Here is a 26031-nt window from a genome sequence, read left to right as displayed (position 1 = left end):
CCACGCGTTCAGCCCACTGTCCATACCCGTGTCAGGCGTACAGGTCACCGGGGTGACCTGCACGTCTGACAGGTGGTGGGGATCAGCCCTCGGCGGTGCCGCGCCAGCGGCCGATCGCCCGCATGACGTGGTAGATGACCAGGGCCGCGGCGGTGCCGAGCGCGATGCCGCCGAACTGCAGGTCGCCCGCCGTCCACGTGAAGTTGGCGATGCCGATGATCAGCGGCACGGCCGCCGTGGTCAGGTTCACCGAGTCGGAGAAGTCGACCTTCGCCTGCACCCAGATGCGGGCACCGAGGATGCCGATCATCCCGTAGAGCATGGTCGTGACGCCGCCGAGCACGCCCGCCGGGACGGTGTTGATCAGCGCGCCGAACTTGGGCGAGAGGCTGAGCGCCAGCGCGCCGAACGCGGCCACCCAGTAGGCCGCCGTGGAGTACACGCGGGAGGCGGCCATGACGCCGATGTTCTCCGCGTACGTGGTGGTGCCGGAGCCGCCGCCGAGGCCGGCCAGCGTGGTCGCGAGGCCGTCGGCGAACAGCGCGCGGCCGGTGAGCTTGTCATAGTCGCGGCCGGTCATCGCGGCCACCGACTTCACGTGGCCCACGTTCTCCGCGATGAGCACCAGCACGACCGGGAGGAAGAGGCCGAGCACGGCCGGGTCGAACGACGGCGCGGTGAAGTGCGGCAGGCCGAACCAGTCGGCCTTCCGCACGTCCACGAAGCTGACCTCGCCGCGCACGCTCGCGAACGCGTAGCCGATCACCACGCCGAGCAGGATCGCGAGGCGGCCGATGATCCCCTGGAACAGCACCTGGATCAGGATGATCGAGGCAAGGGTGACCACGGCCGTCAGCGGGGCGAGCTGGAAGTTGCTCCACGCCACCGGCGCCAGGTTGAGCCCGATGAGCGCCACGATCACACCGGTGACCACGGGCGGCATGATGAGCTGGATCCAGCGCGCTCCCGCGAAGTGCACCACCACGCCGACGAGGGCCAGGAGCAGGCCGGTGGCGAGGATGCCGCCGACGGCGACGGACTGCCCGCCCGACGCCGTGGCCGCGGTGATCGGCGCGATGAACGCGAAGCTCGACCCCAGGTAGCTCGGCAGCCTGTTGCCCGTGATGAGCAGGAAGGCGATGGTGCCGATCGCCGAGAAGAACAGCGTGGTCGCCGGGTCGAACTTGGTCAGGACCGGCACCAGGAAGGTGGCGCCGAACATCGCGACGATGTGCTGCAGGCCGATCCCGACGGTCCGTGGCCAGCTCAGCCGCTCGTGGGGGGCGACCACCTCTCCGGGTGCGATGCGGGCACCGTCACCGTGCAGCTTCCAGCCGAGTCGCATTGTGTTGTCCTTGATCTCGCAACGGGATTGTCGCGCGGATCCTATAGGTCAACGGGTGCGGCCGGGTCAGCAGGTGCTGCGGTACTCGCTGATCTGCTCGTCCGGCTCCGGGGCGGGGCAGAGGAACCGGGCGTAGCGCTCGTCGTCGTCCACGTAAAGCTTGAGCCACGAGATGGCGTACCGGGCGATGGTCGGGTCGGGGAAGTTCGGCGCGTCGTGCGCCGCGCCGCGCAGCTCCAGGTAGGCCTTGTCGCCGCCGCCCGGGAGCGACTCGTACATCGGCTCGGCGTGCAGGCGCACCCGGGCGACCGTGTCGCGCTCGGCCCCTACCACCAGGGTGGGCGCGCTGACCTCGGGAAACGTCTTGTCCACGTTCCACGGCGTGAGCGGCACGACGGCGCGCAGCGTCGGCCGGTCCTTGGCCGCCTCCAGGCTGCCGCCGCCGCCCATCGAGTGGCCCATCACGGCGAGCCGCGCGGGGTCGATCCGGTCGGCAACCTCGGTGCCCCGCAGCTGGTCCAGCGCGGCGAGGAGCTGGTCGCCGCGGCTCGCGGGCGAGTCGCCGCCGGTGAACGTGTCGATGGTCACCACGACGAAGCCCTGCGAGGCCAGCCGCGGGCCGAGCCACGCGATGCTCGCCTGCGTGCCCGTGTAGCCCGGCGAGACGGCGACCGCGCCGAACGTGCCCTCGGAGGTGTCGGTCGGGTAGTAGACGGTGCCGCCGCCGAACCCGACGGCGGCGGCCCGGGAGATGACGGCGACGCCGACGTCGAACGGGCCCAGCGGCGCCTCGACGCTCGCCTCGGTCGGGTCCGGCCCCCGCCGGAAGCCGTCGACGGCGGAGGCGGCGGGTCCGACGACGAACATCCCGGCGACGAGCGCCGTGGCCGCCAGGGAAGCACGGGCGGCACGAGAAAAGCTCTGCATGACTTCTCCTGGGTGCGTCGCAGGGAGCGGCTGGGACGACCCTAGGGAACATTCACCGCGACGGCCTGCGGAAGCAGACAGGCCGCCCCGCGGTGGCGGGGCGGCCCGGGAGCCAGGCGGGGCGGCGTCAGCCGAGCTGCGGCCGCACCTCGCGCGCCACCAGGTCGAGGTGGTCGAGGTCCGCCAGGTCGAGCACCTGCAGGTAGACGCGCTGGACGCCCTCGGCCTCCAGGGCCTTGAGCCGGTCCGCGGCCTCGGCGACGGTGCCGGCGATGCCGTGCTCGCGCAGCTCGCCGGGCTCGCGCCCGATCGCGGCGGCGCGGCGGGTGAACTCGGCCTCGTCCTGGCCGATCGCGGCGACGAGCGCCACCGACTGGACGATCGAGCCGGGCTCCCGCCCGGCGTCGGACAGCGCCTTCTCGACCACCTTGATCCGCGGGCCGATCGCGCTGATCTCCGGGAAGGACTGGTTGTACTCGTCGCCGTACCGCGCGGCGAGCGCGGGCGTGCGGCGCGGGCCGCCGCCCCCGACGAGCACCGGGATCTTCGCCTGCGCGGGCTTCGGCAGCGCCGGCGAGTCGGTGACCTGGTAGTGCTCGCCCGAGAAGGAGAACTTCTCGCCCACGGGCGTGCCCCACAGCCCGGTGACGACGGCGAGCTGCTCCTCCAGGATGCCGAACCGCTTCTCGGGGAACGGGATGCCGTACGCGGCGTGCTCGGCGGCGAACCAGCCGGTGCCGAGGCCCAGCTCCACGCGGCCGCCGGACATCTGGTCCACCTGCGCCACCTGGATGGCCAGCACGCCCGGGTGCCGGAACGTCGCCGAGGAGACGAGCGTGCCGAGCCGCACCGTGGACGTCTCGCGGGCGAGGCCGGCGAGCGTGATCCAGGAGTCGGTGGGGCCGGGCAGGCCGTCGCTGTCGCCCATGGCGAGGTAGTGGTCGGAGCGGAAGAACGCGCTGAACCCGAGCTCCTCGGTCGCGCGCGCGACGGCGAGCTGGTCGTCGTAGCTGGCGCCCTGCTGGGGCTCGATGAAGATACGCAGGTCGAGAGTCATGTTTCCTCTGGTGCCGGTGGGTCTGGTGCCGGTGGTGGTCAGTCGAACTGGGGGTCGGTGGTGCGCGACCGCTTGATCTCGTAGAAGTACGGGTAGCGCGCCAGCGTCACGGAGGCGTCGAACAGCGCGCCCGCCTCCTCGCCGCGCGGGATACGCGTGAGCACCGGGCCGAAGAACGCGACGCCGTCGACGTGGATCGTGGGCGTGCCGACGTCGTCCCCGACGGGCTTCATGCCGGCCTCGTGGGACGCGGCGAGCTCCTCGTCGTAGTCCTCCGAGGTGCCCGCCTCCGCGAGCGCGGCGGGCAGGCCGGCCTCGGCGAGCGCCGCGACGGCCACGTCGTCGAAGGCCTTGTCCTGCTGGTTGTGGATGCGCGTCCCGGCGGCGGTGTAGAAGGCTGAGAAGGCCTCGGGGCCGTGGTCGGTCTGCACGGCCGCGGCGATGCGGCCGATGCCCCGGGAGCGCTCGATGCGGGCCCGGTAGTCGTCCGGGATGTCCCGGTCCTTGTTGAGCAGGTAGAGGCTCATCAGCTTGAAGGTGAGCTCGACGTCGCGGATCTGGGCCACCTCGAGGGCCCAGCGCGACGTGATCCAGGCGAAGGGGCACATGGGGTCGACGTAGACGTCGACGACGGGACGGGCTGCGGTCTCGGTCACGCGCAGCAGACTACGCTCAACCGCGTGACCGGGATCCGATGGGGAAGCCTCGCCACCGTCGTGGCCGGCGGGGTGATCTTTCTGGTGTGTCTGGTGGGCGTGCTCCTCGGTCACCCGTGGTCCGCCGTACCCGGTGTTCTCGGCCTGCTGATGGCCGTGCGCGAGGTGCGCTACCTGCGCAGACTGCAGTCAGGGAAGATCTCCGGCAAACGGGAAAATTCGCATCATGAACCGCATTCTTCGCTCAAAGACTCTTCACGGCGCCCGGGGAGCACGCGGTAGCCTGCCTGGCATGACCGCCGTCCGTACCCACACGCACGCGCAGGCAGTCGACGCCGCGGTGGACCTGTTCACTCGACAGGGGTACGAGGGAACCACCGTCGAGGAGATCGCCGACGCCGCGAAGGTGAGCCGCGCGACGTTCTTCCGCCGGTTCCGCTCGAAGGAGGACGTGGTCTTCGCGGACCACGAGCTGCTGCTCGAGGAGGTGGTGGTCATGCTGGCCGCGACCCGCCCCGACGCGCGGGCGAGCGAGGAGTCCGGCCACGACCTGGGGCGCGCCTGGGACCCCGACGTCGACCCGTACCTCGAGGTGTGCCGCGCGGCGCGCATGGTGTTCGACCACCACGTGGGCCAGCGCGAGACCTCCCTGGCCCGGTACGCGCTGCTGCAGCAGGTCCCGGCCCTGCGCGACCGCGAGCTCATCACCACGCACCGCTACGAGCGGGCGTTCACGCACTACCTGCGCGACACCCTGCCGCCCGAGCGCTCCGCCTCCACGGCGTCGATCGCGTTCGCGGCCTCGGTGGTCGCGGTGCACAACGCGATCCTGCGGCGCTGGCTGCGCACGCCGTCGCTCGAGCTGCGGCCCGAGCTGGAGGAGGCCTTCGCCGACCTGCGCCGGGCCGCCGTGCTCGGCACCGCCGCCAGCCCCCTGGCCGACGACGGCACCCCGGTCACCCGCCGCGTCGTCGTCACCGTCGTCGAGGGCGTGGCCGGGCCCGACGAGGTGGCCCGCGCCGTCCGCGACGCGCTCGTCTGACACCCGGGGCCTGCGGCGCTTCCGGCCGGGAATGCCGCCGTGGCATCCTGTGTTCCGCTAGACATCGTGCAGCAGCAGTTGCACACGTGCTCCGGGGTCGGTGAAATTCCGAGCCGGCGGTAATAGTCCGCGACCCGGGTGCTCCTTCGGGAGAACCCGGTTGACCTGGTGGAACTCCAGGACCGACGGTGAAAGTCCGGATGGGAGGAAGCACGTGCGGCGCGCGCCGTCGACCCCTCGGGGCCCCGGCACCGCACCGTCGTCGGCGCCCTCGTGGCGCGCCGGCCCTCACCCCGGAGTCCCGTGTGCGGACTTCGGAAGAGGGAAGAGACATGGACTGGTTCCGCGCCGCCTACGACGCGACGTTCCTGGTCGGCGACCAGCAGATCTACTGGCGCGAGGTCATCGGCAACCTGTTCGGCCTGACCTCCGCACTGGGCGGCCTGCGCCGCAAGGTGTGGGCGTGGCCGGTGGGCATCGTCGGCAACATCTTGCTCTTCACCGTCTTCATGGGCTCCTGGTTCGGCGAGACGGGCCGGGCGGACATGCTCGGCCAGGCCGCCCGCCAGATCATGTTCATCGCGGTCTCGATCTACGGCTGGTACCGCTGGCGGCAGACCCAGCGCTCCGGCGGCGCCGGCACGGTCGCGGTGCATCCGCGCTGGGCCTCGTGGCGGGTCCGGATCGGCCTCGTGACCGGGATGCTCGCCGGGACCCTACTCCTGACCCCCCTCTTCCGCGCCCTCGGCTCGTACGAGCCGGTGTGGGCCGACGCCTGGATCTTCACCGGCTCGGTGCTCGCCACCTACGGCATGGCCAAGGGCTGGGTCGAGTTCTGGCTGATCTGGGTGGCCGTCGACCTCGTGGGCGTCCCGCTGCTCTTCTCCGCCGGGTACTGGGCCACCGCGATGATGTACGTGATCTACGGCGCGTTCACGCTGTTCGGCTTCTTCGCGTGGTGGCGCATCAGCCGCCGGGAGAACGCCGGCCCGGACCGCACGGCGGTCGCGACCGCCTGATCGCGTACCGTCGGCGCTCGTGAACGCACAGGAGCGCACGGCCAGGATCGGGATCGTCGGCTCGGGCTTTCGCGCCCGCACCATGCTGCGGGTGCTGCACGCCCTGCCGGACCGCTTCGAGGTGGCCGGGATCGCCACCCGCAACGCGGCGGACCGCGAGGCACTGGCGGTCCGCGGCCTGCCGGCCGCCGGGCTGCCGGGGCTGCCCGCCCCGGCCTTTGCCACCGTGCGGGAGCTGCTCGACGGCGGCGCCCCGGACCTGGTGCTGCTGACCCTCCCCGCGGGCGCGGCCCAGCCGGTGATCCGCGACCTGGCCGCCGCCGGCGTCCCTGTGCTCACGGAGACGCCGGCAGCCGGCACGGTCGAGGAGCTGACCGCGCTGCAGCGGCTCGTGGACGACGGCGCCTGCGTGCACGTGGCCGAGCAGTACCACCTGGAGCCGCTGATCGAGGCCCAGCTCGCGGTCGCGGCGTCCGGCCTGCTCGGCGCCGTGACCGACGCCCACGTCGCCGTCGCGCACGACTACCACGGCCTCAGCGTGCTGCGCCGCGCCCTGGGCGCCGGCTTCGAGGACGTCGAGATCACCGCCCGGCGCGACGCCCGCCGGGTGCTGCCGAGCCCGAGCCGGGCGGACGACCCGGACGACCTCACCCTGGTCGACACGGTGCACGCGACCGCGTGGCTGGACTACGGCGACCGTCTCGGCACCTACGAGTTCGACGACGTCCAGTACCGCTCCTGGGTGCGCTCCCCCGCGCTGCTGGTGCGCGGCGAGCGGGGCGAGCTGCGCGACGACGTCGTCCGCACGATCGGTGCCGACGGACAGCCGCGGCACTCCACGCTGGAGCGGGTGGCCGCGGGCGGCGCCGGCAGCCACGAGGGCCTGTTCCTGCGCGGGTACACCCTCGACGGCGAGTGGCTGCACCACAACGCGTTCCGCCCGGCCCGCCTGCCCGACGACGAGCTGTCGATCGCGCGCATCGTGGCCGACATGGCCGACCACGTCCTGCACGGCGCGACGCCGCCGTACTCCGTGGCCGAGGCGGCGCAGGACCAGTACCTCCAGCTCGAGGTGCGGCGCGCCGCGGCGTCGGGCGAACGGGTGCGGACCCGGCCGCAGCCGTGGGCGCACGGGCGCGCCTGCCACCACGCCGAGGCGTCGATCGGGTGAGACGTAGTATCGCTTGACCTGAGATCCGGTACCGGCGCACCATGGGGAGCATGACTCAGACCCCAGGAGTGACGGCGCCCGACTACGACGTCACGCAGCCGCTCGACATCGACTTCGCCGGCGCCTTTGCCGACATCACGGCGGAGGAGCGGGCACAGCAGCTCGCCGTCCGCCAGTTCGTGCAGGACGAGGTGCTCCCCGTCATCGACGGCTACTGGGAGCGGTACGAGGTACCGATGGACCTGGTCAAGCGCATGGCCGAGCTGGACTTCCTGCGGGACGGCGTGGACGTGCCCGGCTTCCCGAAGATCTCCAAGATGGCCGAGGGCCTGTCCGCGATGGAGATGTCGCGCGGTGACGGCTCCGTGACCACCATCTGCGGCGTGCAGGGCGGCCTCGCGCTGCGCTCGATCGTGATGCTCGGCTCCGACGAGCAGATCGAGAAGTACGCCGGCCCGATGGCCCGCGGCGAGATCCTGGGCGCCTTCGCCCTCACCGAGCCCACGCACGGCTCGGACTCCGTGGGCCTGGAGACCTCCGCCGTGAAGGAGACGCGCGACGGCGTCGAGGGGTACGTGATCAACGGCGAGAAGAAGTGGATCGGCTTCGGCTCGATCGGCGACATCTCCGTGGTCTGGGCGCGCGGCGAGGACGGCCAGGTCCACGGCTACATCGTGCCGCAGGACACCCCGGGCTACGAGGCCACGACCATCCAGGGCAAGCTCTCCCTGCGCGCCATCCACCAGGCGCACATCGTGCTGGACGACGTGTTCGTGCCGGCCGACGCCCTGCTGCCGAAGTCGCGGTCGTTCAAGGACACCGGCCGGGTGCTGTTCGCCACGCGGCTCGGCGTGGCCTGGGGCGCCGTCGGGCAGGCCATCGCCTGCTACGAGACCGCCGTGGCCTACTCCAAGCAGCGCGTGCAGTTCGGCCGCCCGCTCGCGGCGAGCCAGATGGTGCAGGAGCGCCTCACGAAGATGCTGTCGATCCTCACGCAGATGCAGCTCCTCGTGAAGCAGATGACGCGGCTCGACGAGGCCGAGCAGCTCACCGGGCCGCAGGCCTCGCTCGCCAAGTACACCTGCACGCGCGGCGCCCGTGAGATCGCGTCGATCGCCCGCGACCTGCTCGGCGGCAACGGCATCCTGCTGGAGAACCGCGTGGCCCGGCACTTCGCCGACATCGAGGCCCTGCACACCTACGAGGGCACCGAGAGCATGCAGGCCCTCATCATCGGCCGCGAGATCACGGGCACCAGCGCCTTCGCCTGAGCGCGCCGCAGGTAGGGAAAACCCCACCCGCACCCGGTGGGTGCACTCAATGTGCCGGGGGCGCTGGTCCGCCTAGTGTCGTGTCCATGACCAGCGATGACGGCCCGACGCCGGCGCCCCCGCCCCGCACCCTCGCGGACCAGGTAGCCCCCGCGCTGACCTCGGGCGCGGGGTTCCTCCGGGGCCCGTACGACCCCGCGACCCGGCGCGCCGTCGCCGCGCTGGCCGTGGGCTGGATCTGGCACCTGACGGCCGGCCTGGTCCTCTGGATCCTCGTCCTGGTCTCGGCCGGGCTCGTCCCCGCGCTCGGCATCGGGGTGCCGATGCTCGCCTTCTGCCTCGTCCTCGCCCGCCGGTACGGCACGGCCGAACGCGCCCGCGTCGCCCGGCAGACCGGCGTCCGGATCCCCGCCCCGCAGCCGCCGCCCGCGCCGGTCCGGCCCACCTTCTGGTCCCGGCTGTGGGCGCCCGTCCGCGACGACCGCGCCTGGGCCGCCACGCTGCACGCCTTCCTCGGGATGCTCACCACCTGCGTGTTCTTCTCGGTCACGACCGCCCTGGCGGCCGCGGCGGTCGCCGCCGTCGTCTTCACGCTGGTGGGCCGGGACAGCGCGCTCGCGCAGTGGTCCGGCCTGCCCTGGCCGGCCACGGTCGTCGGAGCCCTCGGCGGCGCCGTCGTGCTCGTCTGGGCGGCCGCCGCCCTCGCGCAGTACGGGTCGTACCTCATGGTGCGCCTCTCGACGGTGCTGCTCGGCCCGTCCGCAGCCGAGGTGGCCCACGCCCGCGCCGCCGCCGCCGAGCGGGAGACGCGCCTGGCCGAGGCCGCCGCGCACACCGCCCGCGAGCGCGCCGTGGTGCTCACCGAATCGCGCACCGCGGCGGTCTCCGCCGCCGACACCGAGCGCCGCCGCATCGAGCGCGACCTGCACGACGGCGCCCAGCAGCGCCTGGTCGCCCTCGGCGTCGAGCTCGGCGTGGCCCGCCGCCTGGCCGACAAGGACCCCGAGCACGCCGTCGCCGCCCTGGAGCTCGCGCACCGCGAGATCAAGGAGACCCTCGCCGAGCTGCGCGACCTGGTGCGCGGCATCCACCCCGCCGTCCTCTCGGACCGCGGGCTCGACGCCGCCCTGTCCGCGCTCGCGGGCCGCAGCCCGGTCCCGGTGCGGGTGGAGGTGACGGGCGACCTCTCGCCCGCCAGTCCGGCAGCGCAGGCCGCGGCGTACTTCGTGGTCGCGGAGGCGCTGACCAACGTGGCCAAGCACGCCGCGGCGGACCGGGTCCTGGTGCACGCGAGCCTCGTGCCCGACGACCACCCGGTACGCCTGCGCGTCGCCGTGTCCGACGACGGCCGCGGCGGCGCCGGGCTGTCCCCCGGCAGCGGGCTCGCCGGCCTGCGCGGCCGGGTCGCGGCCCTGGACGGCACCTTCGAGCTCGACAGCCCGCCCGGCGCGGGCACCCGCCTGACCGTGGAGGTCCCGTGCGCATCGTGATCGCGGAGGACTCCGTCCTCCTCCTGGACGGCCTCACCCGCCTGCTCGCGGCAGAGGGGCACGAGGTGACCGGGTACGGCACGGCGGACCACCTGGTCCGCGCGCTGTCGACGCCGGGGACCCCGCTGCCCGACCTGCTCGTCACCGACGTCCGCATGCCGCCGTCGCACACCGACGAGGGGCTGCGCGCCGCCGTGCACCTGCGCAGCCTGCACCCGGACCTGCCCGTGCTCGTGCTGTCGCAGTACGTGGAGCAGAGCTACGCGAGCGAGCTGTTCGCCCGCGGCGCGCGAGGCCTGGGCTACGTGCTCAAGGACCGCGTGGCCGACGTCGACGAGTTCCTCGACGCCGTCGCCCGGGTGTCCGGGGGCGGCACCGTCGTCGACCCCGAGGTGGTCACGCAGATCATCGCCCGCCACCCCGGCTCCGACCTCGACGTCCTGACCCGCCGCGAGCGCGAGGTGCTCGCGCTCATGGCGGAGGGACGGTCCAACGCCGCCATCGCGGACCGCCTTGTCGTGGGGCTGGCCGCGGTGGAGAAGCACGTCACCAACATCCTGACCAAGCTCGGCCTCCCGCCGGCCGCCGACGACCACCGCCGGGTGCTCGCCGTGCTGCGCTGGCTCGACCAGAACGGATCCCGCTGATGACACAGCCTGCTCCCGACAGCTACCCCCAGGACGCCGGGTTCGCGCCCGGCCCCCCGCAGCGCGGCGCGACCGCCCGTGTGCTGACCACGCTCGGCGTGGTGCTCGGTGTGGTCGTCGTCGGCTTCGGGGCGCTGTTCCTCGTCGACCTGATGATGTCCGAGACCACCACGACCCGGCACACCTACGCGGCGGCGGGGACCGTCGAGCTGGTGTCGGACGGCGACGTGACCGTCACCGCGGCCGACGGCGACGTCGCCGTGGACGCCATCGCGCACAGCGGCGTGCGGTCGCCGCAGTACGCGGCGGACGAGTCCGCGAACCGGCTGGAGATCACGCACCGCTGCGGGTGGTCCGTCATCTTCTCCCGCTGCTCCGGGGAGCTCGACGTGACGCTGCCCGCCGACACGGAGGTGGTGATCCGCACCGAGAACGGCGACGTCGTCGCGAGCGGCGTGGCCGGCGAGGTGTCCGCGCAGTCGAGCAACGGCCACGTCGAGGCCACCGACATCGCCGGCCCGCTGTCGGCCCGCTCCAGCAACGGCGACATCACGGTCGCGAACGCGGGCGCGGACGTGGACGTCTCCACCTCCAACGGCGAGATCTCCGTGGGCGACGTGGACGGCACCGTCACCGGCGACACCAGCAACGGCCGGATCACCGTCGAGTCCGTGACGGGCGACGCCTCGGCGACGACCAGCAACGGGTCGGTGGAGATCTCGGCCGTGGCCGGGAACGTCTACGCCGAGACCAGCAACGGCCGGATCACGGTGCACGGCGACGGCGGGCCGGTGGCCCTGACGATGCAGACGTCGAACGGCGACGAGATCGTCGAGGGACCGGTCGACCCGGACGCCGCCCGCACCGTCGAGATGCGCAGCTCGAACGGCGACGTCGCCTACCTCGACGAGTAGGCGACGCCGCCGCCCGGCCCGCCGCCGCCCCGTCCCGCCCGACGCTCAGCCGGTGAACGTGAGCCAGAGCAGGGTGACGTTCAGCGCCACGATCACGCCCGCGACCACCCAGGCCAGCACCTGGGTGGTCACGGCGTTCCGGTGCTCGCCCAGCAGCTCGCGGTCCCGGGTGAGCCGCACGAGCGGGATCATCGCGAACGGGATGCCGAAGCTCAGCACCACCTGGCTCACGACCAGGAGCCAGGTGGGCGAGATCCCGGTCATGAGCAGCACGATCGCGGGCAGCAGCGTGACCACGCGGCGGGTCAGCAGCGACACGCGCACCTTCAGCAGGCCGGACATGATCTCCGCCCCCGCGTACGCCCCGACGGACGTGGACGCCAGGCCAGAGGCCAGCAGCCCGACCGCGAACAGCACGCCCACGACCGGCCCGAGCGTGCCGGCGATGGCGGCGTGCGCGCCCTCGATGGTGTCGGTGCCCTCCCGGCCCGCGAGGTTCGCGGCCGCGAGCAGCAGCATCGCGATGTTCACGCTCCCGGCCAGGATCAGGGCGAGCACCACGTCGACGCGGGTGGCGCGCAGGATGCGCGGCACCGACGTGGACGGCGCGTGCAGGTGGTCGCGGGCCAGCGAGGAGTGCAGGTAGATCGCGTGCGGCATCACCGTGGCGCCGAGCATGGAGGCGGCCAGGAGCACGGAGTCGGCGCCCTGGAGCCGGGGCACGAGTCCGGCCAGCATGGCGGCCGGGTCGGGCGGCGAGAAGAAGAGCCCGGCGCAGAAGCCGACCGTGAGCACGGCGAGCATCGAGGTGACGACGCCCTCGAAGGCTCGCTGGCCGCGCCGCTGCTGCACCGCGAGCACCAGCAGGGACACCACGCCGGTGATGACGCCGCCCAGCACGAGCGGCACGCCGAACAGCAGATTGAGCGCGATGGCGCCGCCGATCACCTCGGCGAGGTCGGTCGCCGCGGCGACGACCTCGGCCTGCACCCAGTACGCCAGGCGCGCCGGGCGGGGCAGCCGCTCCCCCAGCACCTCGGGCAGCGACCGGCCGGTGACCACGCCGAGCTTGGCCGACAGGTACTGCACCAGCACCGCCATCGCGTTGGCCGCCACGAGCACCCAGACGAGCAGGTACCCGAACCGCGCGCCCGCGGTGAGGTTCGCGGCCACGTTGCCGGGATCCACGTAGGCGATGGCCGCCACGAAGGCGGGTCCGAGCAGGACGAAGAGGCGGGCGCGGCCGGTGCGTGGCTGCGCGGCGGTGCGAGTCATCTGGGCTCCAGAAAGTTCGGGTATCCGAACTCTAACTCGCGAATGTCCGAACTTGTACCCGTCCGGACCGATCGCCGACGCGATCCTCGATCAGTGCAAAGATGTGGCCCGTGCCGAGCCCGTCAGACCTGTCGACATCGCCCAAGGCCGTGGGCCAGGACATCCTGCGGTCCGCCATCCGCGTGCTCTCGTCCTGGCCGGCCCTCTGGGTCGCGTTCGCCCTCACCCACGCCTGGATCATCTTCCAGACCTGGGTCTTCGGGGGGCAGATCCTCGGCGACGTGAACCTGTACGAGTGGTGGGTCCGCAACGGCATGAACACCGGCTCGTGGCCCGTGTTCACCTACGCCTGGGTCTACCCGCTCGGCGCTCTGGGGCCGATGACGGTCCCCGCGCTGTTCACCAACTCCACGGTCGCCTACGACTGGGTGTGGATGGGCATGGTCACCGCCGCCAACGCCGGGGCCGTCGCCCTGCTCGGCCGGGCCAAGCCCCACGGGCGCGCCGCCGTCTGGTTCTGGCTGTTCTTCCTCGTGATGCTCGGGCCCATCTGGATCGGCCGCCTCGACGGCCTGCTCGCGCCGATCATCCTCGTCGCGCTGCTCATCGCGGTGAAGCGGCCGGCCGTCGCGATGGCCCTGGCCACCGTGGGCGCGTGGATCAAGATCGCCCCCGGTGCGGTGGCCCTGGCGCTGGCCGCCACGGCGAGGGACGCCAAGGCCTTCCTGAGGAACGTGGTGCTGCCGGGCGCGGCGGTGTCCGCCGTCGTCATCGGCATCGCCTTCGCGGGCGGCGGGCAGGACAACGTGCTGGACGTGTTCGGCGAGCAGGGCGACCGGCAGCTCCAGGTCGAGGCCGTCGCCGCCACGCCGTTCACGGTGGCCCGCCTGTGGGACTCCTCGATCCAGGTCGAGTACGACGACGTCATCTACACCTACGAGGTGCTGGGCGACGGCGCCGACACCGTCGCGCAGGCGCTCGACGTCGCCCTCCCGCTCGCCGCGGTCCTGATCGCGGCCCTGATCTGGTGGGCGGCCCGGCGCCGGCCCGAGCGGGTCGGGGACATCCTGCTGGTCGGCGCCGCCGCCGAGCTGCTCGCGCTGATCGTCTTCAACAAGGTGGGCTCGCCGCAGTTCATCGCGTGGATCGGTCCGCCCGTCGCGGCGGCGATCGCGCTCGGCAGCCGGAGCCAGGGCACCCGGCGCACGTGGTTCGTACCCGCCGTCGGCACGCTCATCGTGGCCCGGCTGACCATGGAGATCTACCCGCTGCGGTACGGCGAGTTCCTGGGCGGCTGGCCCTTCGCGACGAGCGTCGGCGCCCTGCGCAACGCGCTGCTGGTGGCCCTGCTCGTCGGCGCGCTCGTCCGTCTCTCGCAGCTGGCCTTTGCCCGCAAGGTGCCGACCAGAACGAGTTGAGGGTCACTTCAGGGGTGTTCCCCATGCCAGGGGCGTGGTGGCTCCGCTACGGTCAGGATTGTGACTTCGTGTGTAGCGGTTACCGTCTCGACGCCACCCGTTCCCCGACTCGCCGCACGGAGGACTTCGTCCGGACATCGACGACCGGCAGGTTCGTAGCGTGCGAGTAGCCATCGTTGCGGAGAGTTTCCTCCCGCAGGTGAACGGGGTCACCAACTCCGTCCTGCGGGTCCTCGAGCACCTTCACGAGCGGGGGGACCAGGCCATGGTCCTCGCGCCCGACGCCGACGCGTCGATCGGCCACGTCCCGCCCTTCGTGAGCGGCGCCCCCGTGGTCGAGCTCGGCTCCATCGGCTTCCCGGGGTACCCGGACGTGCGCCTGGTCGTGGGCAAGAAGTGGCGCACCGAGCGCACACTGGCCACGTTCGCGCCCGACGTCGTCCACCTGGCCTCCCCCTTCATCCTCGGCTGGCGCGGCATCCTCGCCGCCGAACGGCTGGGCCTGCCGAGCGTCGCCGTGTACCAGACCGAGGTGCCCGGCTACGCGGCGCGGTACGGCCTGGGCCACTTCGAGCCGCTGCTCTGGAAGCGGGTCAAGGACATCCACGAGCGCGCGACGATGACGCTCGCGCCGTCGACCGCGACCATGCGCCAGCTCGAGAACCACGGCATCCCCAACCTGCGCCTGTGGGGCCGCGGTGTGGACACGCAGTCGTTCCACCCGGGGTTCCGGGACGAGGCCTGGCGGCGGAAGGTCGGCGCCGGGCGCGAGATCCTCGTGGGCTACGTGGGCCGTCTGGCCGCCGAGAAGCAGGTCGAGGCGCTGCGCGTGGTGCAGGACCTGCCGAACGTGCGCCTCGTGATCGTCGGCGACGGGCCCGAGCGGGACGAGCTGCGGCACGTCCTGCCGGCCGCCCACTTCACCGGGCTGCTGCGCGGGGCCGAGCTGTCCCGGGCGATGGCGAGCCTCGACGTGTTCGTGCACCCGGGCGAGCTGGAGACCTTCGGCCAGACGCTGCAGGAGGCGCACGCCAGCGGCGTGCCCGTCGTCGCGCCCGCCGCGGGCGGCCCGCTGGACATCGTCCGGCACTCCCATGACGGCTGGCTGTACCCTCCAGGTGACCACGAGGCGCTCCGCGCCCGCGTCGTCGACCTGGTGGGCGACGAGCGCAAGCGGCGGGCCTTCGGGACCGCGGCGCGCGAGCGCGCCGAGGGCCGCACGTGGCACGACATCTGCTCCGAGCTCATGGGGCACTACGACGACGCGATCCGGGTGCACGCGAGAGCCGGCTCAGCGGAGGTATAACTTGCGAATCGTCCACGTCGCGAACTTCTACAGCCCTCGTTCCGGGGGCATCCGAACTGCGATGCACGCCATGGCCGGGCAGTACCTCTCCCGGGGGCACGAACCCGTGCTCGTCGTGCCGGACAGGCGGGACGGAGTGACGCACGTGGACGGGGTGCGCGTGGTCAGCCTGGCGGCGCCGCGCGTGCCGTTCAGCGGCGGGTACCGCGCCGTGGTGCGGCCCGGCAAGATGCGGGGGCTGCTGGAGACGCTGGCGCCCGACCGCCTCGAGGTGAGCGACCGCACCACCCTCGCCGGCCTGGGCGACTGGGCCCGCGAGGCCGGCATCCCGTCGCTGATGATGCTGCACGAGCGGGTCGACGGCGTGCTGCGGTCCTGGCTCCCCGGCGGCGCCGAGGGCGGCTGGGCGGCCGAGTTCGGCGCGGCGGTGACGCCCGCGGTGGCCGACCGGTACAACCTCGCCACGCTCACCCGGTTCGACCGGCTCGTGGCCACCACCCACTTCGCCGCGGGCGAGGTGGAGCGCCTCGCCGAGCGCGTGCGGGGCACCAGGCTGCCACCGCTGTACCGGGTGCCGCTCGGCGTCGACCTGGAACGCTTCCGGCCCGACCGGTACTCGGCCGAGGCCCGCGCCGAGTACGCGCCGCCCGGCACCGCGCTCATCGTGCTAGCGAGCCGCCAGTCCACGGAGAAGCGCCCCGACCTCGCGATCGACGCCGCCGCCCAGCTCGTGCGCGACGGTCGCCCCGTGCGGCTCGTCGTGGCCGGCTCCGGACCGCTCCTGCCGAAGATGCGGCGCCGCGCCGAGGCCGCCGGGCTCCCGCACCGGTTCCTCTCGTTCATCCCGGACCGCGACCGGCTCGCAACCCTGCTGACCTGCGCCGACGCCGTCATCGCCCCCGGGCCGATCGAGACGTTCGGCCTCGCGGCGCTGGAGGCCCTGGCCTCCGGGACGCCCGTGGTCTGCAGCTCGTCGAGCGCGCTCCCCGAGGTGGTCGGCACCGCCGGGGCCGCCGCACCGCCGGAGGCGTCGGCGCTCGCCCTCGCCCTGCACGAGGTGCTCGACCGCGACGTGGAGGTGCGGCGCAAGGAGGCCCGGGCCCGCGCCGAGCTCTTCCCATGGAGCGCCACCGGCGACGCGATGCTCGACCTGCACTCGCGCAAGGCCTTCGACCTGGCCGACGTCGGCACCGGGGGGCGACGGTGAGATGACGGCGCCGGCGGGACGCGAGAGCTGCTTCCGACTGGTCGCCCTCGGTGACTCGATCACCGCGGGCGTGGGTGACACCGTCGGCCCGGACGCCGCTCACGGCCCCGGCTGGGCCGCGCACCTCGCCGCCGTGCTCGGCGTGGCGGAGTTCTCGAACCTCGCCACCAACGGCGCCCGCTCCCGCGACGTCGCGGACACCCAGCTCGACGCCGCCCTCGCGCTCCGCCCCCGGCTCGCCACCGTGCTCGTGGGCGGGAACGACGTGCTGCGCAGCGACTTCGACGCCCGGTTCACGCTCGCCGACCTGCACCGCTGCGTCGGGGAGCTGCGCCGCGCCGGGACCGACGTCGTGCTCGTGCGGCTCCCCGTGATCGGCCTGTTCGAGCTCACGCCCCGGCTGGTCCGGCACGTGATGCGGCGCCGGGTCGCACTGATCAACGCGGCCGTGGACGAGGTCGCGGCGGCCGTGCTGCCGCCCCCGTCGAGCTCGGTCGGTCGCACCGTGATCGGTCCGTCGACCGACCGGTCTCAGGGCAACGGACCGAGCTCGCCCGCGGCCCGGCCCGGCCGGGTGGTCGTCGTCGACGCCGTCGAGGCCATCGCGCCCGCCGGGGCCAAGGCCTGGCACATCGACCGGGTGCACCCCTCGCCCGCCGGGCACCGCCGGCTGGCGCTCGGCGTCGCGACCGCCCTCGCCGACGTCGATCCCGCCTACGCGGCGGCCGCTCGCGCCGCCCGGCTGCCCGCGGCGCCCGACCCGCCGACGGCGCGGCAGCGACTGGTCTGGCTCCTGCGGGCCGGGCTGCCGTGGTGCGTGCGCCGGGGACGCGACTTTCTCCCGGGCCTGCTCCGCTCCGTGGTGCACGACCTGCGCTCGGAGCGGGCGTTCGAGCCCGGGAGCATGGTCACGAGCCTCGCCGACTCGGGTCTGGACCCCCGCCGGCGGATCGGCCGAGGCTGACCGGCCGCATCGCGTCGATGATGCGGGTCCAGTTGTCGCCGCCGTGACCGTGCTCGCGGGCCCACGTGTAGTACGCGCGGACCGCGGCGGGCAGGCCGGTGTCGACCCCCGCGGCCTCGCTCGCGGCCACGATGTGGTCGGCGGTCGCGCCCATCATCGTCACGGTGCTCAGGTGCCCCGGGTGCTCGCCGGCCTCGAGCTGCGCGGCCGGGCTCTCGCCCACCTCCAGCATCTCGGCGGTACCGGACAGGGTCTGCATCAGCTCGGGCATCGACGCCGTCGCCGTGACGCCCGCGGTCTCCAGCAGCGCCGTGGCGTGCATCAGCGCCGCGAGCGCCGTGAGGAACACGTCGAGGTTGGCCTGGTACATGAGCTGCGCCAGCCCGGGGTCCGCCCCGAGGTAGCGCGGCGCGCCGATCGTGCTGAGCGCCGCCCGGTGGGCCTCCAGCAGCTCGGCCGGGCCGCTGTAGTACACGTACGCCGCCTCCGTACCCACCATCGGCGCAGGGTTCATCACGCCGCCGGTCAGGAAGCGGGCGCCGTGCTCCGCGGCCCAGGCGGCGGCCTCGCGGGACCGGTCGGGCGAGTCCGAGCTGAGGTTCACGAGCGTGCGGCCCGCGAGCGCCGTCGGTGCCGTCGTTGTCGTTGTCGTTGTCGTCGGCGTCGGCGTCGTCGTCGTCGTCGTCGCTGTCGGCGTCGTCGTCGTCGGCCCGAGGATGTCGTACATGGCCTGGTAGTCGGTGAGGCTGAGGAGCACCAGGTCGCTCGCGGCCACGGCGTCGGCGGGTGTGGGCGCGAGCCGCGCGCCCGCGGCGACGACGTCGACCGCGCGGCCGGGAGTCCGGTTCCAGACGGTGACGGGGTGGCCCGCGGCCAGCAGCGACCGGACCATCGCCTGGCCCATGGGCCCCAGGCCGATCACGGTGACGGGGGCGCTCATCGCACGACCTCCGCCCGGCCGGCCCGAAGGCTCTCGTAGAGCCGGGCGAAGCCCTCGGCGCCGTGGCCGGCCGCTCGCTGGCGGTTGATGAGCTCCTGGACGGCGGCCACGGGGGCGGGGTCGACGCCCTGCTCCTCGCTGGCCCGCACGATGTGGCCGAGGTCCGAGAAGTCCAGGCTCTGCTGGCCCGGGACGGTGTAGTCGCCGCCGTCGACCACCGCGGCGTCGTGGGCGAAGCCCGCCGTCATCGCGCTGAGGAACGGCGTGGCCCGGGCGGCGAACTCGGTGGCGGTGATGCCCTCGGAGCCGACCATCGCGGCCCCGTGCAGGAAGCCCGCGAACATCGTGTACATGCCCGAGAGCATCGCGAGGTCGTACAGGGAGGCCAGGCCGCTGTCCGCGCCGTCGTAGGTGCTGGTGGCCCAGCGGTCGAGCACGGGCCGCGCGGCGTCGAACACCTCGGCGGAGCCGCTGTACAGGATCGACGCCTCGGCGGTGCCGATCATCGGCGGGGTGGCCATGATCGCGCCGTCGAGGTAGTCGACGCCGTGCCGTGCCGCCCACTCGGCGAGCTCGCGGGCCTCGTTCGGGGTGGTGGTCGTGAGGTTGACCAGCGCGCTCCCCCGCATCGTGCCGATCACGGGGTCGAGCGTCTCGTGCACGGAGGCGTGGTCGAGCAGGCAGGCCACGACCAGCCGGTGCGCGGTCACGGCACCTGCGAGGTCGGACGGCGTCGTGGCCCCGCGGGCGGCCAGGGCGGTAGCGCGGGCGGGGGTGCGGTTCCAGACGGCGGTGGGATGGCCGACGTCGAGCAGCGCGGCGGCCAGGGCGCTGCCCATCGCGCCCAGTCCGAGCACCGTGACGCCGGTGCTTCCGGGGGTGGTCATTCGGGGGATCTCCTCAGGTCGTGGGGACCTGACCATGCTCGGCGGGCGACGTACCATCGTGGAAGTACCCACTATTTACTGGGGTACTTACCTTTTGGTAAGTACCTCTGGCCCCGAGGAGCACACGATGGCGAAGGCACCCCGCAACGGCCCCTACATCTGCGGCATCGACGCCGCGCTTGACGTGGTGAGCGGCAAGTGGAAGGGCCTGATCCTCTGGGAGCTCGACGAGCACGACGTGCGCCGGTTCGCCGAGCTGCGGCGCGGGCTCCCGGGCGTCAGCGAGAAGATGCTGACCCAGCACCTCCGCGAGATGGAGGCGGACGGCCTGGTGCACCGGCGGGTGCACGCCGAGGTGCCGCCGCGCGTCGAGTACACGCTGACGGAGCACGGCCGCACGCTGAACGCCGCGCTCGCGCCGCTCGGGGCCTGGGGTGTGGACCGGCTCAGGCGGGAGCGGTCGGAGCTGGTCGAGCACCGGGACGCGGCGGCGCTGCCGCGGCCCTGAGGTCGTTGCCGGCGAGGTTGCCCAGCAGGCGGAGCTGGTCGTCGGCGGCGCCGGGCTGCGGCGTGAACACCACCATGACCGGTCCCGGGTTGCCGGGCAGCGGGTACGCGTCCCACTCCATCGCGATGTCGCCGACCCGCGGGTGGTGGATCAGCTTGGCGCCGTGCACGCTCTCGCGCACGTCGTGCCGCGCCCAGAAGCGGCGGAACTCAGCGCTCCGGATGCTGAGCTCGCCCACGACCGCGACGGCGCGGGGATGGTCCGGGTCGGCCGCGACGGCGACGCGCAGCATCCCGATGTAGTCGAGGGCGGTGGCCTCCCAGTCCGCGCAGTGCAGCCGGGCCCCGTCGTCGTCGAAGAGAGCCATGAGAAAGTTGCGCTGGTCCGGGGTGTAGTCCGCCGGGTCGCCGAGCAGCTCGGCGGCGAGGTCGTTCCAGGCGAGGACGTCCAGGTGGCGGCCGAGCACGACGACGGGCACGCCCATGTGGGGCAGCAGGCGCGCCGTGCTCGCGGGCACCCGCTCCGGCCTACGCCGGACGGGCGGCGCGGGCTGTCGTGTGGCCCGCGCCAGCATGAGCATGTGGCGCCGCTCGATCTCGTCGAGCTCCAGGGCGTCCGCGAGCGAGTCGAGCACGGCGTCGGACGGACGCACGTTCCGGCCCTGCTCCAGGCGCTGGTAGTAGTCGGCGCTCAGGCCGGCGAGCATCGCGACCTCCTCGCGGCGCAGCCCGTCGACCTTGCGCCGCGGCCCGGGCTCGAGCCCCAGGTCCTCCGGCGTGGTGCGCTCGCGCCGGGACCGCAGGAAGTCGCCGAGCTCGCGCGCGTAGGTCTGTTCCGCCGTCATGCTCCCCAGTGTGCGCTCCTGCCCCACGGCCAGGGTGGTCCTGCCAGACCGAGGGAGGCGAGGACGCGTGGCGCGCGGGCGGCGCGATCTAGCGTCGCCGACCATGAACTCCTGGAACGCCTCCGACATCCCTGACCAGACCGGCCGGCTCGCCGTCGTGACCGGGGCGAACTCCGGCCTCGGCCGCGTGACGGCGACCGAGCTCGCCCGGCACGGCGCCGACGTCGTCCTCGCCGTCCGGAACGTCGCGGCGGGCGACGACGCCGCGCGTGCCATCGCGGCCGCCGTACCGGGTGCCAAGCTCCGGGTGCGGGCGCTCGATCTCGCCTCGCTCGCGTCGGTGCGGACGTTCGCCGACCGTCTCACCGAGGAGACCGGGCAGGTCGACCTGCTCGTCAACAACGCCGGGCTCGTGCTGCTGGGGCCGCGGCGGACGACGTCCGACGGCTTCGAGCTGCACCTCGGCACCAACATGCTGGGCCACTTCGCGCTCACCGGCCTGCTGCTCCCGCTGCTCGCCCGCGGGGACGCACCGCGCGTCGTCACGCTCAGCTCCATCACCCACAAGACCGCGCACCTCGACTTCGACGACCTCATGGGCGAGCGCGACTACCGCGCCTCCCCGGCCTACGGGGCGTCGAAGCTCGCGAACACCGTGTTCGGCATCGAGCTGGACCGGCGCCTGCGCGCCGCGGGCTCACACGTGCTCAGCACGCTCGCCCACCCCGGGCTCTCCGGCACGAACCTCACGCCGCGCGCCTGGGAGGACCGGGGCCGGGCCGGCTGGTTCGCGGCGCGGATCGGCCTGCTCGTGACCCAGTCCGTCGAGCGCGGCGCGCTCCCCCAGCTCCACGCCGCGACGGCAGCCGGGGTGCACGGCGGCCAGTTCTTCGGCCCCGCCGGGTTCCGCGAGGTCCGCGGGCGCGTCACGGAGGTGCGGGCCTCCGCCGAGGCGACCGATCCCACCGTCGGACGGCGGCTGTGGACGATCGCGCAGGAGCTGACCGGGGTGGCGGTCCTCTGAATCGCTGGTGGGCGGCCGGCCGGGTCGGTCAGGTCAGCGGCAGCAGGCCGCGCTCGGCGAACACGCGCTTCGCGGTGGCGACGGCGTTCAGCGCCCGCGGGAACCCGCAGTAGACGGAGCTGTGCAGAAAGACCTCGATGATCTGCTGCGGCGTGAGCCCGACGTTGAGCGAGGCGCCGATGTGCACCTCGAGCTGCGGCTCGCTGCCGCCCATCGCGGTGAGGATCCCGAGCGTCACGAGCTGGCGCTCCCGCGGGTCGAGCTCGGACCGGGACAGGATGTCTCCGTACCCCCAGGCGACGATCTGGTGCCCGAGCTCGGGCGCGATGTCGGCCAGCGACTCGATGACCCCGTGACCCGCGTCGTCATGGATGGCGTCGAGGGCCGCCTTGCCGGATGCGAACCGCTCCGCGCGCAACGTCTCGTTCTCGGACATCGATTTTCTCCTTCTGGGCTGCCGGCAAGGGGTGCTGTGGGCTCGTTCGATGGCCACAAGGGCACGCGCCTGTGGGCGCGATCCCCAGTCCAGCCCATGACGGGCCGGGGATGCAAGATCTCGCGGGTGATATATGCCCAGGTCAACCGGTCTTTCCGAGGTCTGGAGGCCCAACAGTGCTGGTCAGGGCCGAACCTGGCATCTCAGTACGTCTCGACAGCAAACGGACCGCGCAGAAGAATCACCCCATGGACGCAGGGTTGCGGGCGACGGCGGAGCGGGCGCTGGAGCGAGCCCTGGGCCACCAGCGATGGCGCGTCGACGGGGAGAAGGTCATCGCCACGTTCGCGTTCGGTGGCTCCCTCGCGATCAACGCGACGGCCTGGGAGGCCGGCGCCACGACCGGTCTCTGGCCGACGGTGGGCGTGGCGATCCTGGCGCTGGCGGCCGTCGCGACGGTCGTGCTGTACATGGCCGACCGCATCCGCGAGCCGGACGTCACGGCCACGCTCGCCCGGTCCCGGCGCGAGCAGTGGGACGCCGCCCGGACCGACCTCGAGTTCTTCCGCGCCCTGTACGTCCGGGTCGCCTTCAACGAGTACGTGCTGCGGACGACGTACATCCTGACCTGGGTCTGCGTGACGCTCTCGGTGCTCGCCCTGGTCGCGGGCTCGCTGGCGATGCTCACGCTCCCGGCCGGTCACCCATGAGGGACGACGGCCTCAGGAGGGCGGGCTGGGGACCCATGCGGTGGCCCTGGGAACGGTCCTGGATCCGACGGGCCGAGGAGGTGGTGGACCGGGAGCTGGCGCGGTGGTTCGACCCGCCGCACGACGGGACCCCGGTGCCGGAGGAGGGGACCCCGGTGCGGGACGCCCCGGACGACGAGGCCGAGCCCGTCGAAAATCCTGACGGCACGGGTGCACGGTCGGGCTAACGTCATCCGGTGCACAGGGTGTCGGTGGTGGGAGCAGCTGGGTCGGGCAAGTCCACGTTCGCGCGACGGCTGGCGGAACGCCTCGACGTCCGGCACGTGGAGCTGGACGCGCTCTACTGGGGGCCGGCGTGGACCCCGCGTCCGCGGGAGGACTTCGTGCGGGACGTCGAGCAGGTGCTCACCGATGACGCCTGGGTGGTCGACGGCAACTACTCGGAGCTGCGCCCCGCGATCTGGGCGCGCGCCGACACCGTCGTCTGGATCGATCCGCCGACGCCGCTCGTGATGGCGCAGGTGTACCGGCGCACGCTGTCGCTCGCGGTGAGCCGCGCCGAGCTCTGGCCGGGCACGGGCAACCGCCAGCCCTGGGGCGACGCGCTCGCGCCCTGGCGGGAGGGGACGATCGTCCGGTGGTCGTGGGACCAGCGGAAGCGCCACCCCGAGCGCTACGGCGCCGCGATGACCGATCCCGCGAACACCCACCTCACGTTCCACCGGCTGCGGTCCCGGCGGGAGTCGGACGCGTTCCTGGAGCGGGCCGTGCTGGGGTGAGCCTGGGGCTCGTGAAACGACAGCGGACACATACCGGGCATCCCAGTACGATCCACCCATGCCAGCGGAGGACGCGAAGTTTGAGGGAAAAGAGCTCAGTCGCCTCGGGGACACGCCCCGAGCAACATTTGCGAGCCGTCAGGTCGACGTGCTGCGGACGCAGCTCGGGCAGTTCCGCTATCTCGTCGCCGACCTGCGCAAGGTCGGACGCTGGGTGACGGACAAGCTGTCGGGTCGCCGCGGGGCCTAGGCTCCGCCAGTCCGGGTCAGGCGCTCAGCGCCGCGACGGTCAGCGTGCCGGCGTCGGCGTCGAGCTCGCACTCGACCCCGAGCGGCACGGAGACCGGGTTCTCCAGGTGCCCGAGCGGAAGCCCCGCGAGGATCGGCACGCCGAGCGGGCTGAGCCGATCCCGGAGCACGTCGAGGACGTTCCAGCCGCGGTCCTCGTAGTCGTCGAAGCCTTCGAGCGTGCCCACCGCCACGCCCGAGATCCCGTCGAGCGCGCCGGACAGCAGGAGCTGGGTCAGGGCGCGGTCGACCATCCCGAGGCCGACCGTCCGGTGGATCTCCAGCAGCAGGACGTGACCGTGGAGATCGTTGTCGACGATGCCGACGCTGCGCGCCAGCATCTCGAGGTTGCCGCCGAACAGCGGCCCCGAGGCCGTGCCCGTCGTGGTGAGGTAGGCGCCGTACTGGCCGTTGTCCCTGCGCACCGGCTCGCCGGCTTCGCCCCGCAGGAGGCGCAGCACGGTCTCCGCCCGCGTTCCGGCAACGGCGCCGTGGACCGACGGGACGCCGGCCTGGAGCCAGACCTGGTGCAGGGCGGTGATGTCGCTGAAGCCGATCAGCGGCTTGGGGTCCGCCCGTAGCGCGTCGGTGTCGACGTCGTGCAGCAGGCGAAGGCTCCCGCTTCCCCCGCGCAGGGTGAGGATGGCGCGGACCTCCGGGTCCCGGATCGCGTCGTTGAGGTCCGACGCGCGCTCCGGGTCACCGCCGGCCATGTAGCCGAACCGGTCGTCGGCGTGCTCGCCCAGACGCGCCTTGAAGCCCCACGACTCGACGGTCGCGACGCTCTCCGCCAGCCAGGACTCGTCGCTCCAGCTCGCCGGCGAGACGAACGCGACGGCGTCGCCGGGCTCCAGCCTCCGAAGGGGTGCTACCTGGGGCCCGGGCTGTGCGACGCGCGACATGCCCCGGACGTTACCCGCTCGGCGCGAGGGTGCTGATCAGTCCGCAGTGATCCCGTGCAGCAGGCCGGTGGTCTGCCCGATCTCGATGAGGTAGCCGTCCGGGTCGCTCAGATAGCACCGCAGCTCAGCCCCACGATCCTGGGGTTCGGTGAGGAAGTACGCGCCCTTCGCACGCGCGTCCGCGTAGAACCCCGCGATGTCGGCGACCCGGACGTTGAGGAACGCCGAGACCGGGTCGCCGGGCTCCGGTGGAGTGAGGACGACGTCGGGCTTGTCCGGGGTCGGTCCGCCGCCGGGATTCATGATGATCCAGGTGTTGGCCACCCGGACGGTCGCGGGGTTCTCCGCCCGGACAACCCGCCCGCCGAAGATGTCGGCGTAGAACTCACGCGACACCGCGACGTCGCGGACGGTCAGAAAATGGGTCACGACCAGCCCCTGCTCAGGGGCGGGGAAATCGTCGGTGCTCACGCTGCTGCTCCTGTCCTTGGCGGCCTCGGCGAGCCGCCGACATGCCGACCGGGCAGCCGCCGCATCTGTGACTGGCTCGTCGCGCGGGCACGGGATTCACCGCGGACATCCATTGTTCGCCGAAGCGCGGAGTGGGAGCCTGCGGCCATGACGACGGCCGACACCCCCAGAAAGGGCTTCTGGCAGCAGGTCGGACGACCGTTCCAGGCTCTCGGTCGCGGTCTGGGCCGGGTGTTGGACGCCCTGGACCTCGTCAGCCTGATCGTCAACCTCGTCCGCGGCGTCATCTGGCTCTTCCGCAGCATCGGACGCGCGATCTCCGACGCGTCCTGACCAACCAACTGCGAGATCGCTTCGAAATGCAGACGCGCCTCGTAGGCCCACTCATGGGGGCTACCAGTTCGACAGACGGCGTCAGGCCAGCGTTGCGAGGTCGGCAGGTTGCGTCGAGGTCGGCACAGGCCTGTGCCGACGTGAATTCAAACAGCCGACCGGAACTGCGAACAGACGACCAGGGCGCGCGCCACAACCAA

Annotated in this window: 30 protein-coding genes and 1 riboswitch; of the genes, 19 read left to right on the top strand and 11 right to left on the bottom strand. The window is 73.0% G+C overall.

All coding sequences use genetic code 11. The features are described from left to right. Positions 1-82: 82 nt before the first annotated feature. The 4 genes from ACFWEJ_RS05120 to ACFWEJ_RS05105 all read right to left on the bottom strand — a co-directional run bounded on the left by ACFWEJ_RS05120 (position 83) and on the right by ACFWEJ_RS05105 (position 3985). Positions 83-1345, bottom strand: coding sequence for a uracil-xanthine permease family protein (locus ACFWEJ_RS05120; protein WP_377228128.1), 1263 nt, complete (start codon positions 1343-1345; stop codon positions 83-85). 66 nt (positions 1346-1411) lie between these two features. Continuing rightward, on the bottom strand, positions 1412-2272 hold the full coding sequence (locus tag ACFWEJ_RS05115; protein WP_377228127.1) for a serine aminopeptidase domain-containing protein: 861 nt from the start codon (positions 2270-2272) through the stop codon (positions 1412-1414). A gap of 127 nt (positions 2273-2399) precedes the next feature. Next, positions 2400-3329: an LLM class F420-dependent oxidoreductase gene (locus ACFWEJ_RS05110; protein ID WP_377228126.1), complete on the bottom strand. Its 930-nt coding sequence runs from the start codon at positions 3327-3329 to the stop codon at positions 2400-2402. A gap of 38 nt (positions 3330-3367) precedes the next feature. Then, positions 3368-3985: a DsbA family protein gene (locus tag ACFWEJ_RS05105; protein ID WP_377228125.1), complete on the bottom strand. Its 618-nt coding sequence runs from the start codon at positions 3983-3985 to the stop codon at positions 3368-3370. Positions 3986-4009: 24 nt separating this feature from the next. Here ACFWEJ_RS05105 and ACFWEJ_RS05100 point away from each other — a divergent pair, with 24 nt between their 5' ends. The 8 genes from ACFWEJ_RS05100 to ACFWEJ_RS05065 all read left to right on the top strand — a co-directional run bounded on the left by ACFWEJ_RS05100 (position 4010) and on the right by ACFWEJ_RS05065 (position 11539). Next, positions 4010-4267, top strand: coding sequence for a hypothetical protein (locus tag ACFWEJ_RS05100; protein ID WP_377228124.1), 258 nt, complete (start codon positions 4010-4012; stop codon positions 4265-4267). A gap of 10 nt (positions 4268-4277) precedes the next feature. Next, positions 4278-5027, top strand: coding sequence for a helix-turn-helix domain-containing protein (locus tag ACFWEJ_RS05095; RefSeq protein ID WP_377219627.1), 750 nt, complete (start codon positions 4278-4280; stop codon positions 5025-5027). 82 nt (positions 5028-5109) lie between these two features. Further along, positions 5110-5245: riboswitch (FMN riboswitch) on the top strand. A 114-nt stretch (positions 5246-5359) separates the two neighbouring features. Then, positions 5360-6046: a nicotinamide riboside transporter PnuC gene (gene pnuC, locus ACFWEJ_RS05090; RefSeq protein WP_377228123.1), complete on the top strand. Its 687-nt coding sequence runs from the start codon at positions 5360-5362 to the stop codon at positions 6044-6046. Positions 6047-6065: 19 nt separating this feature from the next. Further along, a complete protein-coding gene (locus ACFWEJ_RS05085) occupies positions 6066-7217 on the top strand; it encodes a Gfo/Idh/MocA family protein (protein ID WP_377228122.1) in 1152 nt (383 codons plus the stop codon). 50 nt (positions 7218-7267) lie between these two features. Next, the gene (locus ACFWEJ_RS05080; RefSeq protein WP_377228121.1) at positions 7268-8488 is read left to right on the top strand and encodes an acyl-CoA dehydrogenase family protein; all 1221 of its coding nucleotides are present in this window, start codon (positions 7268-7270) and stop codon (positions 8486-8488) included. An 86-nt stretch (positions 8489-8574) separates the two neighbouring features. Further along, complete coding sequence (locus ACFWEJ_RS05075; RefSeq protein ID WP_377228120.1) at positions 8575-9978, top strand: histidine kinase; 1404 nt, start codon at positions 8575-8577, stop codon at positions 9976-9978. Next, entirely contained in the window at positions 9966-10625 is a 660-nt protein-coding gene (locus ACFWEJ_RS05070) for a LuxR C-terminal-related transcriptional regulator (RefSeq protein ID WP_377228119.1), read from the top strand. The genes ACFWEJ_RS05075 and ACFWEJ_RS05070 overlap by 13 nt, the downstream gene beginning before the upstream one ends. Then, entirely contained in the window at positions 10625-11539 is a 915-nt protein-coding gene (locus tag ACFWEJ_RS05065) for a DUF4097 domain-containing protein (protein WP_377228118.1), read from the top strand. The genes ACFWEJ_RS05070 and ACFWEJ_RS05065 overlap by 1 nt, the downstream gene beginning before the upstream one ends. 45 nt (positions 11540-11584) lie before the next feature. On the opposite strand, the gene ACFWEJ_RS05060 is transcribed toward ACFWEJ_RS05065, so the two are convergent. Further along, a complete protein-coding gene (locus tag ACFWEJ_RS05060; protein WP_377228117.1) occupies positions 11585-12814 on the bottom strand; it encodes an Nramp family divalent metal transporter in 1230 nt (409 codons plus the stop codon). A gap of 101 nt (positions 12815-12915) precedes the next feature. Between ACFWEJ_RS05060 and ACFWEJ_RS05055 the strand changes: the two genes are divergently transcribed. From ACFWEJ_RS05055 to ACFWEJ_RS05040, 4 genes are all read left to right on the top strand, one after another. Next, the gene (locus tag ACFWEJ_RS05055; RefSeq protein ID WP_377228116.1) at positions 12916-14232 is read left to right on the top strand and encodes a hypothetical protein; all 1317 of its coding nucleotides are present in this window, start codon (positions 12916-12918) and stop codon (positions 14230-14232) included. Positions 14233-14431: 199 nt separating this feature from the next. Continuing rightward, positions 14432-15538, top strand: a complete 1107-nt coding sequence (locus tag ACFWEJ_RS05050) for a glycosyltransferase family 4 protein (RefSeq protein WP_377228115.1) — start codon at positions 14432-14434, stop codon at positions 15536-15538. Position 15539: 1 nt separating this feature from the next. Continuing rightward, on the top strand, positions 15540-16745 hold the full coding sequence (locus ACFWEJ_RS05045) for a glycosyltransferase (RefSeq protein WP_377228114.1): 1206 nt from the start codon (positions 15540-15542) through the stop codon (positions 16743-16745). A 1-nt stretch (position 16746) separates the two neighbouring features. Continuing rightward, a complete protein-coding gene (locus tag ACFWEJ_RS05040) occupies positions 16747-17709 on the top strand; it encodes an SGNH/GDSL hydrolase family protein (protein ID WP_377228113.1) in 963 nt (320 codons plus the stop codon). Here ACFWEJ_RS05040 and ACFWEJ_RS05035 read toward each other — a convergent pair. Continuing rightward, positions 17654-18649: an NAD(P)-dependent oxidoreductase gene (locus ACFWEJ_RS05035; RefSeq protein WP_377228112.1), complete on the bottom strand. Its 996-nt coding sequence runs from the start codon at positions 18647-18649 to the stop codon at positions 17654-17656. The two genes, ACFWEJ_RS05040 and ACFWEJ_RS05035, sit on opposite strands and share 56 nt — an antisense overlap. Further along, the gene (locus tag ACFWEJ_RS05030; RefSeq protein WP_377228111.1) at positions 18646-19536 is read right to left on the bottom strand and encodes an NAD(P)-dependent oxidoreductase; all 891 of its coding nucleotides are present in this window, start codon (positions 19534-19536) and stop codon (positions 18646-18648) included. The genes ACFWEJ_RS05035 and ACFWEJ_RS05030 overlap by 4 nt, the downstream gene beginning before the upstream one ends. A 127-nt stretch (positions 19537-19663) precedes the next feature. Between ACFWEJ_RS05030 and ACFWEJ_RS05025 the strand changes: the two genes are divergently transcribed. Beyond that, a complete protein-coding gene (locus ACFWEJ_RS05025) occupies positions 19664-20044 on the top strand; it encodes a winged helix-turn-helix transcriptional regulator (RefSeq protein WP_377228110.1) in 381 nt (126 codons plus the stop codon). On the opposite strand, the gene ACFWEJ_RS05020 is transcribed toward ACFWEJ_RS05025, so the two are convergent. Next, positions 19983-20888 carry a helix-turn-helix transcriptional regulator gene (locus ACFWEJ_RS05020; RefSeq protein ID WP_377228109.1) on the bottom strand — a complete coding sequence of 302 codons (906 nt, stop codon included), beginning with the start codon at positions 20886-20888 and terminating at the stop codon, positions 19983-19985. The two genes, ACFWEJ_RS05025 and ACFWEJ_RS05020, sit on opposite strands and share 62 nt — an antisense overlap. A gap of 103 nt (positions 20889-20991) precedes the next feature. Between ACFWEJ_RS05020 and ACFWEJ_RS05015 the strand changes: the two genes are divergently transcribed. Next, complete coding sequence (locus ACFWEJ_RS05015) at positions 20992-21912, top strand: oxidoreductase (RefSeq protein WP_377228108.1); 921 nt, start codon at positions 20992-20994, stop codon at positions 21910-21912. A gap of 28 nt (positions 21913-21940) precedes the next feature. On the opposite strand, the gene ACFWEJ_RS05010 is transcribed toward ACFWEJ_RS05015, so the two are convergent. Further along, entirely contained in the window at positions 21941-22348 is a 408-nt protein-coding gene (locus tag ACFWEJ_RS05010; protein WP_377228107.1) for a carboxymuconolactone decarboxylase family protein, read from the bottom strand. 248 nt (positions 22349-22596) lie between these two features. Here ACFWEJ_RS05010 and ACFWEJ_RS05005 point away from each other — a divergent pair, with 248 nt between their 5' ends. The 4 genes from ACFWEJ_RS05005 to ACFWEJ_RS04990 are packed head-to-tail and all read left to right on the top strand — an operon-like array spanning position 22597 to position 24087. Then, the gene (locus tag ACFWEJ_RS05005) at positions 22597-23058 is read left to right on the top strand and encodes a hypothetical protein (RefSeq protein WP_377228106.1); all 462 of its coding nucleotides are present in this window, start codon (positions 22597-22599) and stop codon (positions 23056-23058) included. Positions 23059-23093: 35 nt separating this feature from the next. Further along, entirely contained in the window at positions 23094-23285 is a 192-nt protein-coding gene (locus tag ACFWEJ_RS05000) for a hypothetical protein (RefSeq protein WP_377228105.1), read from the top strand. Positions 23286-23312: 27 nt separating this feature from the next. Further along, a complete protein-coding gene (locus ACFWEJ_RS04995) occupies positions 23313-23837 on the top strand; it encodes a toxin (protein WP_377228104.1) in 525 nt (174 codons plus the stop codon). A gap of 58 nt (positions 23838-23895) precedes the next feature. Beyond that, a complete protein-coding gene (locus ACFWEJ_RS04990; RefSeq protein ID WP_377228103.1) occupies positions 23896-24087 on the top strand; it encodes a hypothetical protein in 192 nt (63 codons plus the stop codon). A gap of 16 nt (positions 24088-24103) precedes the next feature. On the opposite strand, the gene ACFWEJ_RS04985 is transcribed toward ACFWEJ_RS04990, so the two are convergent. Then, complete coding sequence (locus ACFWEJ_RS04985; RefSeq protein ID WP_377228102.1) at positions 24104-25027, bottom strand: LD-carboxypeptidase; 924 nt, start codon at positions 25025-25027, stop codon at positions 24104-24106. A 36-nt stretch (positions 25028-25063) separates the two neighbouring features. Then, entirely contained in the window at positions 25064-25498 is a 435-nt protein-coding gene (locus ACFWEJ_RS04980) for a VOC family protein (RefSeq protein ID WP_377228101.1), read from the bottom strand. Between the two features lie 147 nt (positions 25499-25645). On the opposite strand from ACFWEJ_RS04980, the gene ACFWEJ_RS04975 reads away from it, so the two are divergent. After that, the gene (locus ACFWEJ_RS04975; RefSeq protein WP_377228100.1) at positions 25646-25831 is read left to right on the top strand and encodes a hypothetical protein; all 186 of its coding nucleotides are present in this window, start codon (positions 25646-25648) and stop codon (positions 25829-25831) included. The last annotated feature ends 200 nt before the right edge of the window (positions 25832-26031 follow it).

The sequence above is a fragment of the Promicromonospora sp. NPDC060204 genome, from assembly GCF_042728455.1.
In the GTDB taxonomy this organism is placed as follows: domain Bacteria; phylum Actinomycetota; class Actinomycetes; order Actinomycetales; family Cellulomonadaceae; genus Promicromonospora.
Note: the sequence above shows the minus strand (reverse complement) of the source record. Positions and strands in the feature narration are given on the sequence as shown.

Coding starts and splice junctions, on each gene's coding strand:
- ACFWEJ_RS05035 (WP_377228112.1), bottom strand. CDS start 18,649: ATGAGCGCCCCCGTCACCGTGATCGGCCTGGGGCCCATGGGCCAGGCG.
- ACFWEJ_RS05065 (WP_377228118.1), top strand. CDS start 10,625: ATGACACAGCCTGCTCCCGACAGCTACCCCCAGGACGCCGGGTTCGCG.
- ACFWEJ_RS05080 (WP_377228121.1), top strand. CDS start 7,268: ATGACTCAGACCCCAGGAGTGACGGCGCCCGACTACGACGTCACGCAG.
- ACFWEJ_RS05075 (WP_377228120.1), top strand. CDS start 8,575: ATGACCAGCGATGACGGCCCGACGCCGGCGCCCCCGCCCCGCACCCTC.
- pnuC (WP_377228123.1), top strand. CDS start 5,360: ATGGACTGGTTCCGCGCCGCCTACGACGCGACGTTCCTGGTCGGCGAC.
- ACFWEJ_RS05095 (WP_377219627.1), top strand. CDS start 4,278: ATGACCGCCGTCCGTACCCACACGCACGCGCAGGCAGTCGACGCCGCG.
- ACFWEJ_RS05015 (WP_377228108.1), top strand. CDS start 20,992: ATGAACTCCTGGAACGCCTCCGACATCCCTGACCAGACCGGCCGGCTC.
- ACFWEJ_RS04975 (WP_377228100.1), top strand. CDS start 25,646: ATGACGACGGCCGACACCCCCAGAAAGGGCTTCTGGCAGCAGGTCGGA.
- ACFWEJ_RS05020 (WP_377228109.1), bottom strand. CDS start 20,888: ATGACGGCGGAACAGACCTACGCGCGCGAGCTCGGCGACTTCCTGCGG.
- ACFWEJ_RS05110 (WP_377228126.1), bottom strand. CDS start 3,329: ATGACTCTCGACCTGCGTATCTTCATCGAGCCCCAGCAGGGCGCCAGC.
- ACFWEJ_RS05005 (WP_377228106.1), top strand. CDS start 22,597: ATGGACGCAGGGTTGCGGGCGACGGCGGAGCGGGCGCTGGAGCGAGCC.
- ACFWEJ_RS05120 (WP_377228128.1), bottom strand. CDS start 1,345: ATGCGACTCGGCTGGAAGCTGCACGGTGACGGTGCCCGCATCGCACCC.
- ACFWEJ_RS05115 (WP_377228127.1), bottom strand. CDS start 2,272: ATGCAGAGCTTTTCTCGTGCCGCCCGTGCTTCCCTGGCGGCCACGGCG.
- ACFWEJ_RS05040 (WP_377228113.1), top strand. CDS start 16,747: ATGACGGCGCCGGCGGGACGCGAGAGCTGCTTCCGACTGGTCGCCCTC.
- ACFWEJ_RS04990 (WP_377228103.1), top strand. CDS start 23,896: ATGCCAGCGGAGGACGCGAAGTTTGAGGGAAAAGAGCTCAGTCGCCTC.
- ACFWEJ_RS05025 (WP_377228110.1), top strand. CDS start 19,664: ATGGCGAAGGCACCCCGCAACGGCCCCTACATCTGCGGCATCGACGCC.
- ACFWEJ_RS04985 (WP_377228102.1), bottom strand. CDS start 25,027: ATGTCGCGCGTCGCACAGCCCGGGCCCCAGGTAGCACCCCTTCGGAGG.
- ACFWEJ_RS05030 (WP_377228111.1), bottom strand. CDS start 19,536: ATGACCACCCCCGGAAGCACCGGCGTCACGGTGCTCGGACTGGGCGCG.
- ACFWEJ_RS05060 (WP_377228117.1), bottom strand. CDS start 12,814: ATGACTCGCACCGCCGCGCAGCCACGCACCGGCCGCGCCCGCCTCTTC.
- ACFWEJ_RS05010 (WP_377228107.1), bottom strand. CDS start 22,348: ATGTCCGAGAACGAGACGTTGCGCGCGGAGCGGTTCGCATCCGGCAAG.
- ACFWEJ_RS05055 (WP_377228116.1), top strand. CDS start 12,916: ATGTGGCCCGTGCCGAGCCCGTCAGACCTGTCGACATCGCCCAAGGCC.
- ACFWEJ_RS05000 (WP_377228105.1), top strand. CDS start 23,094: ATGCGGTGGCCCTGGGAACGGTCCTGGATCCGACGGGCCGAGGAGGTG.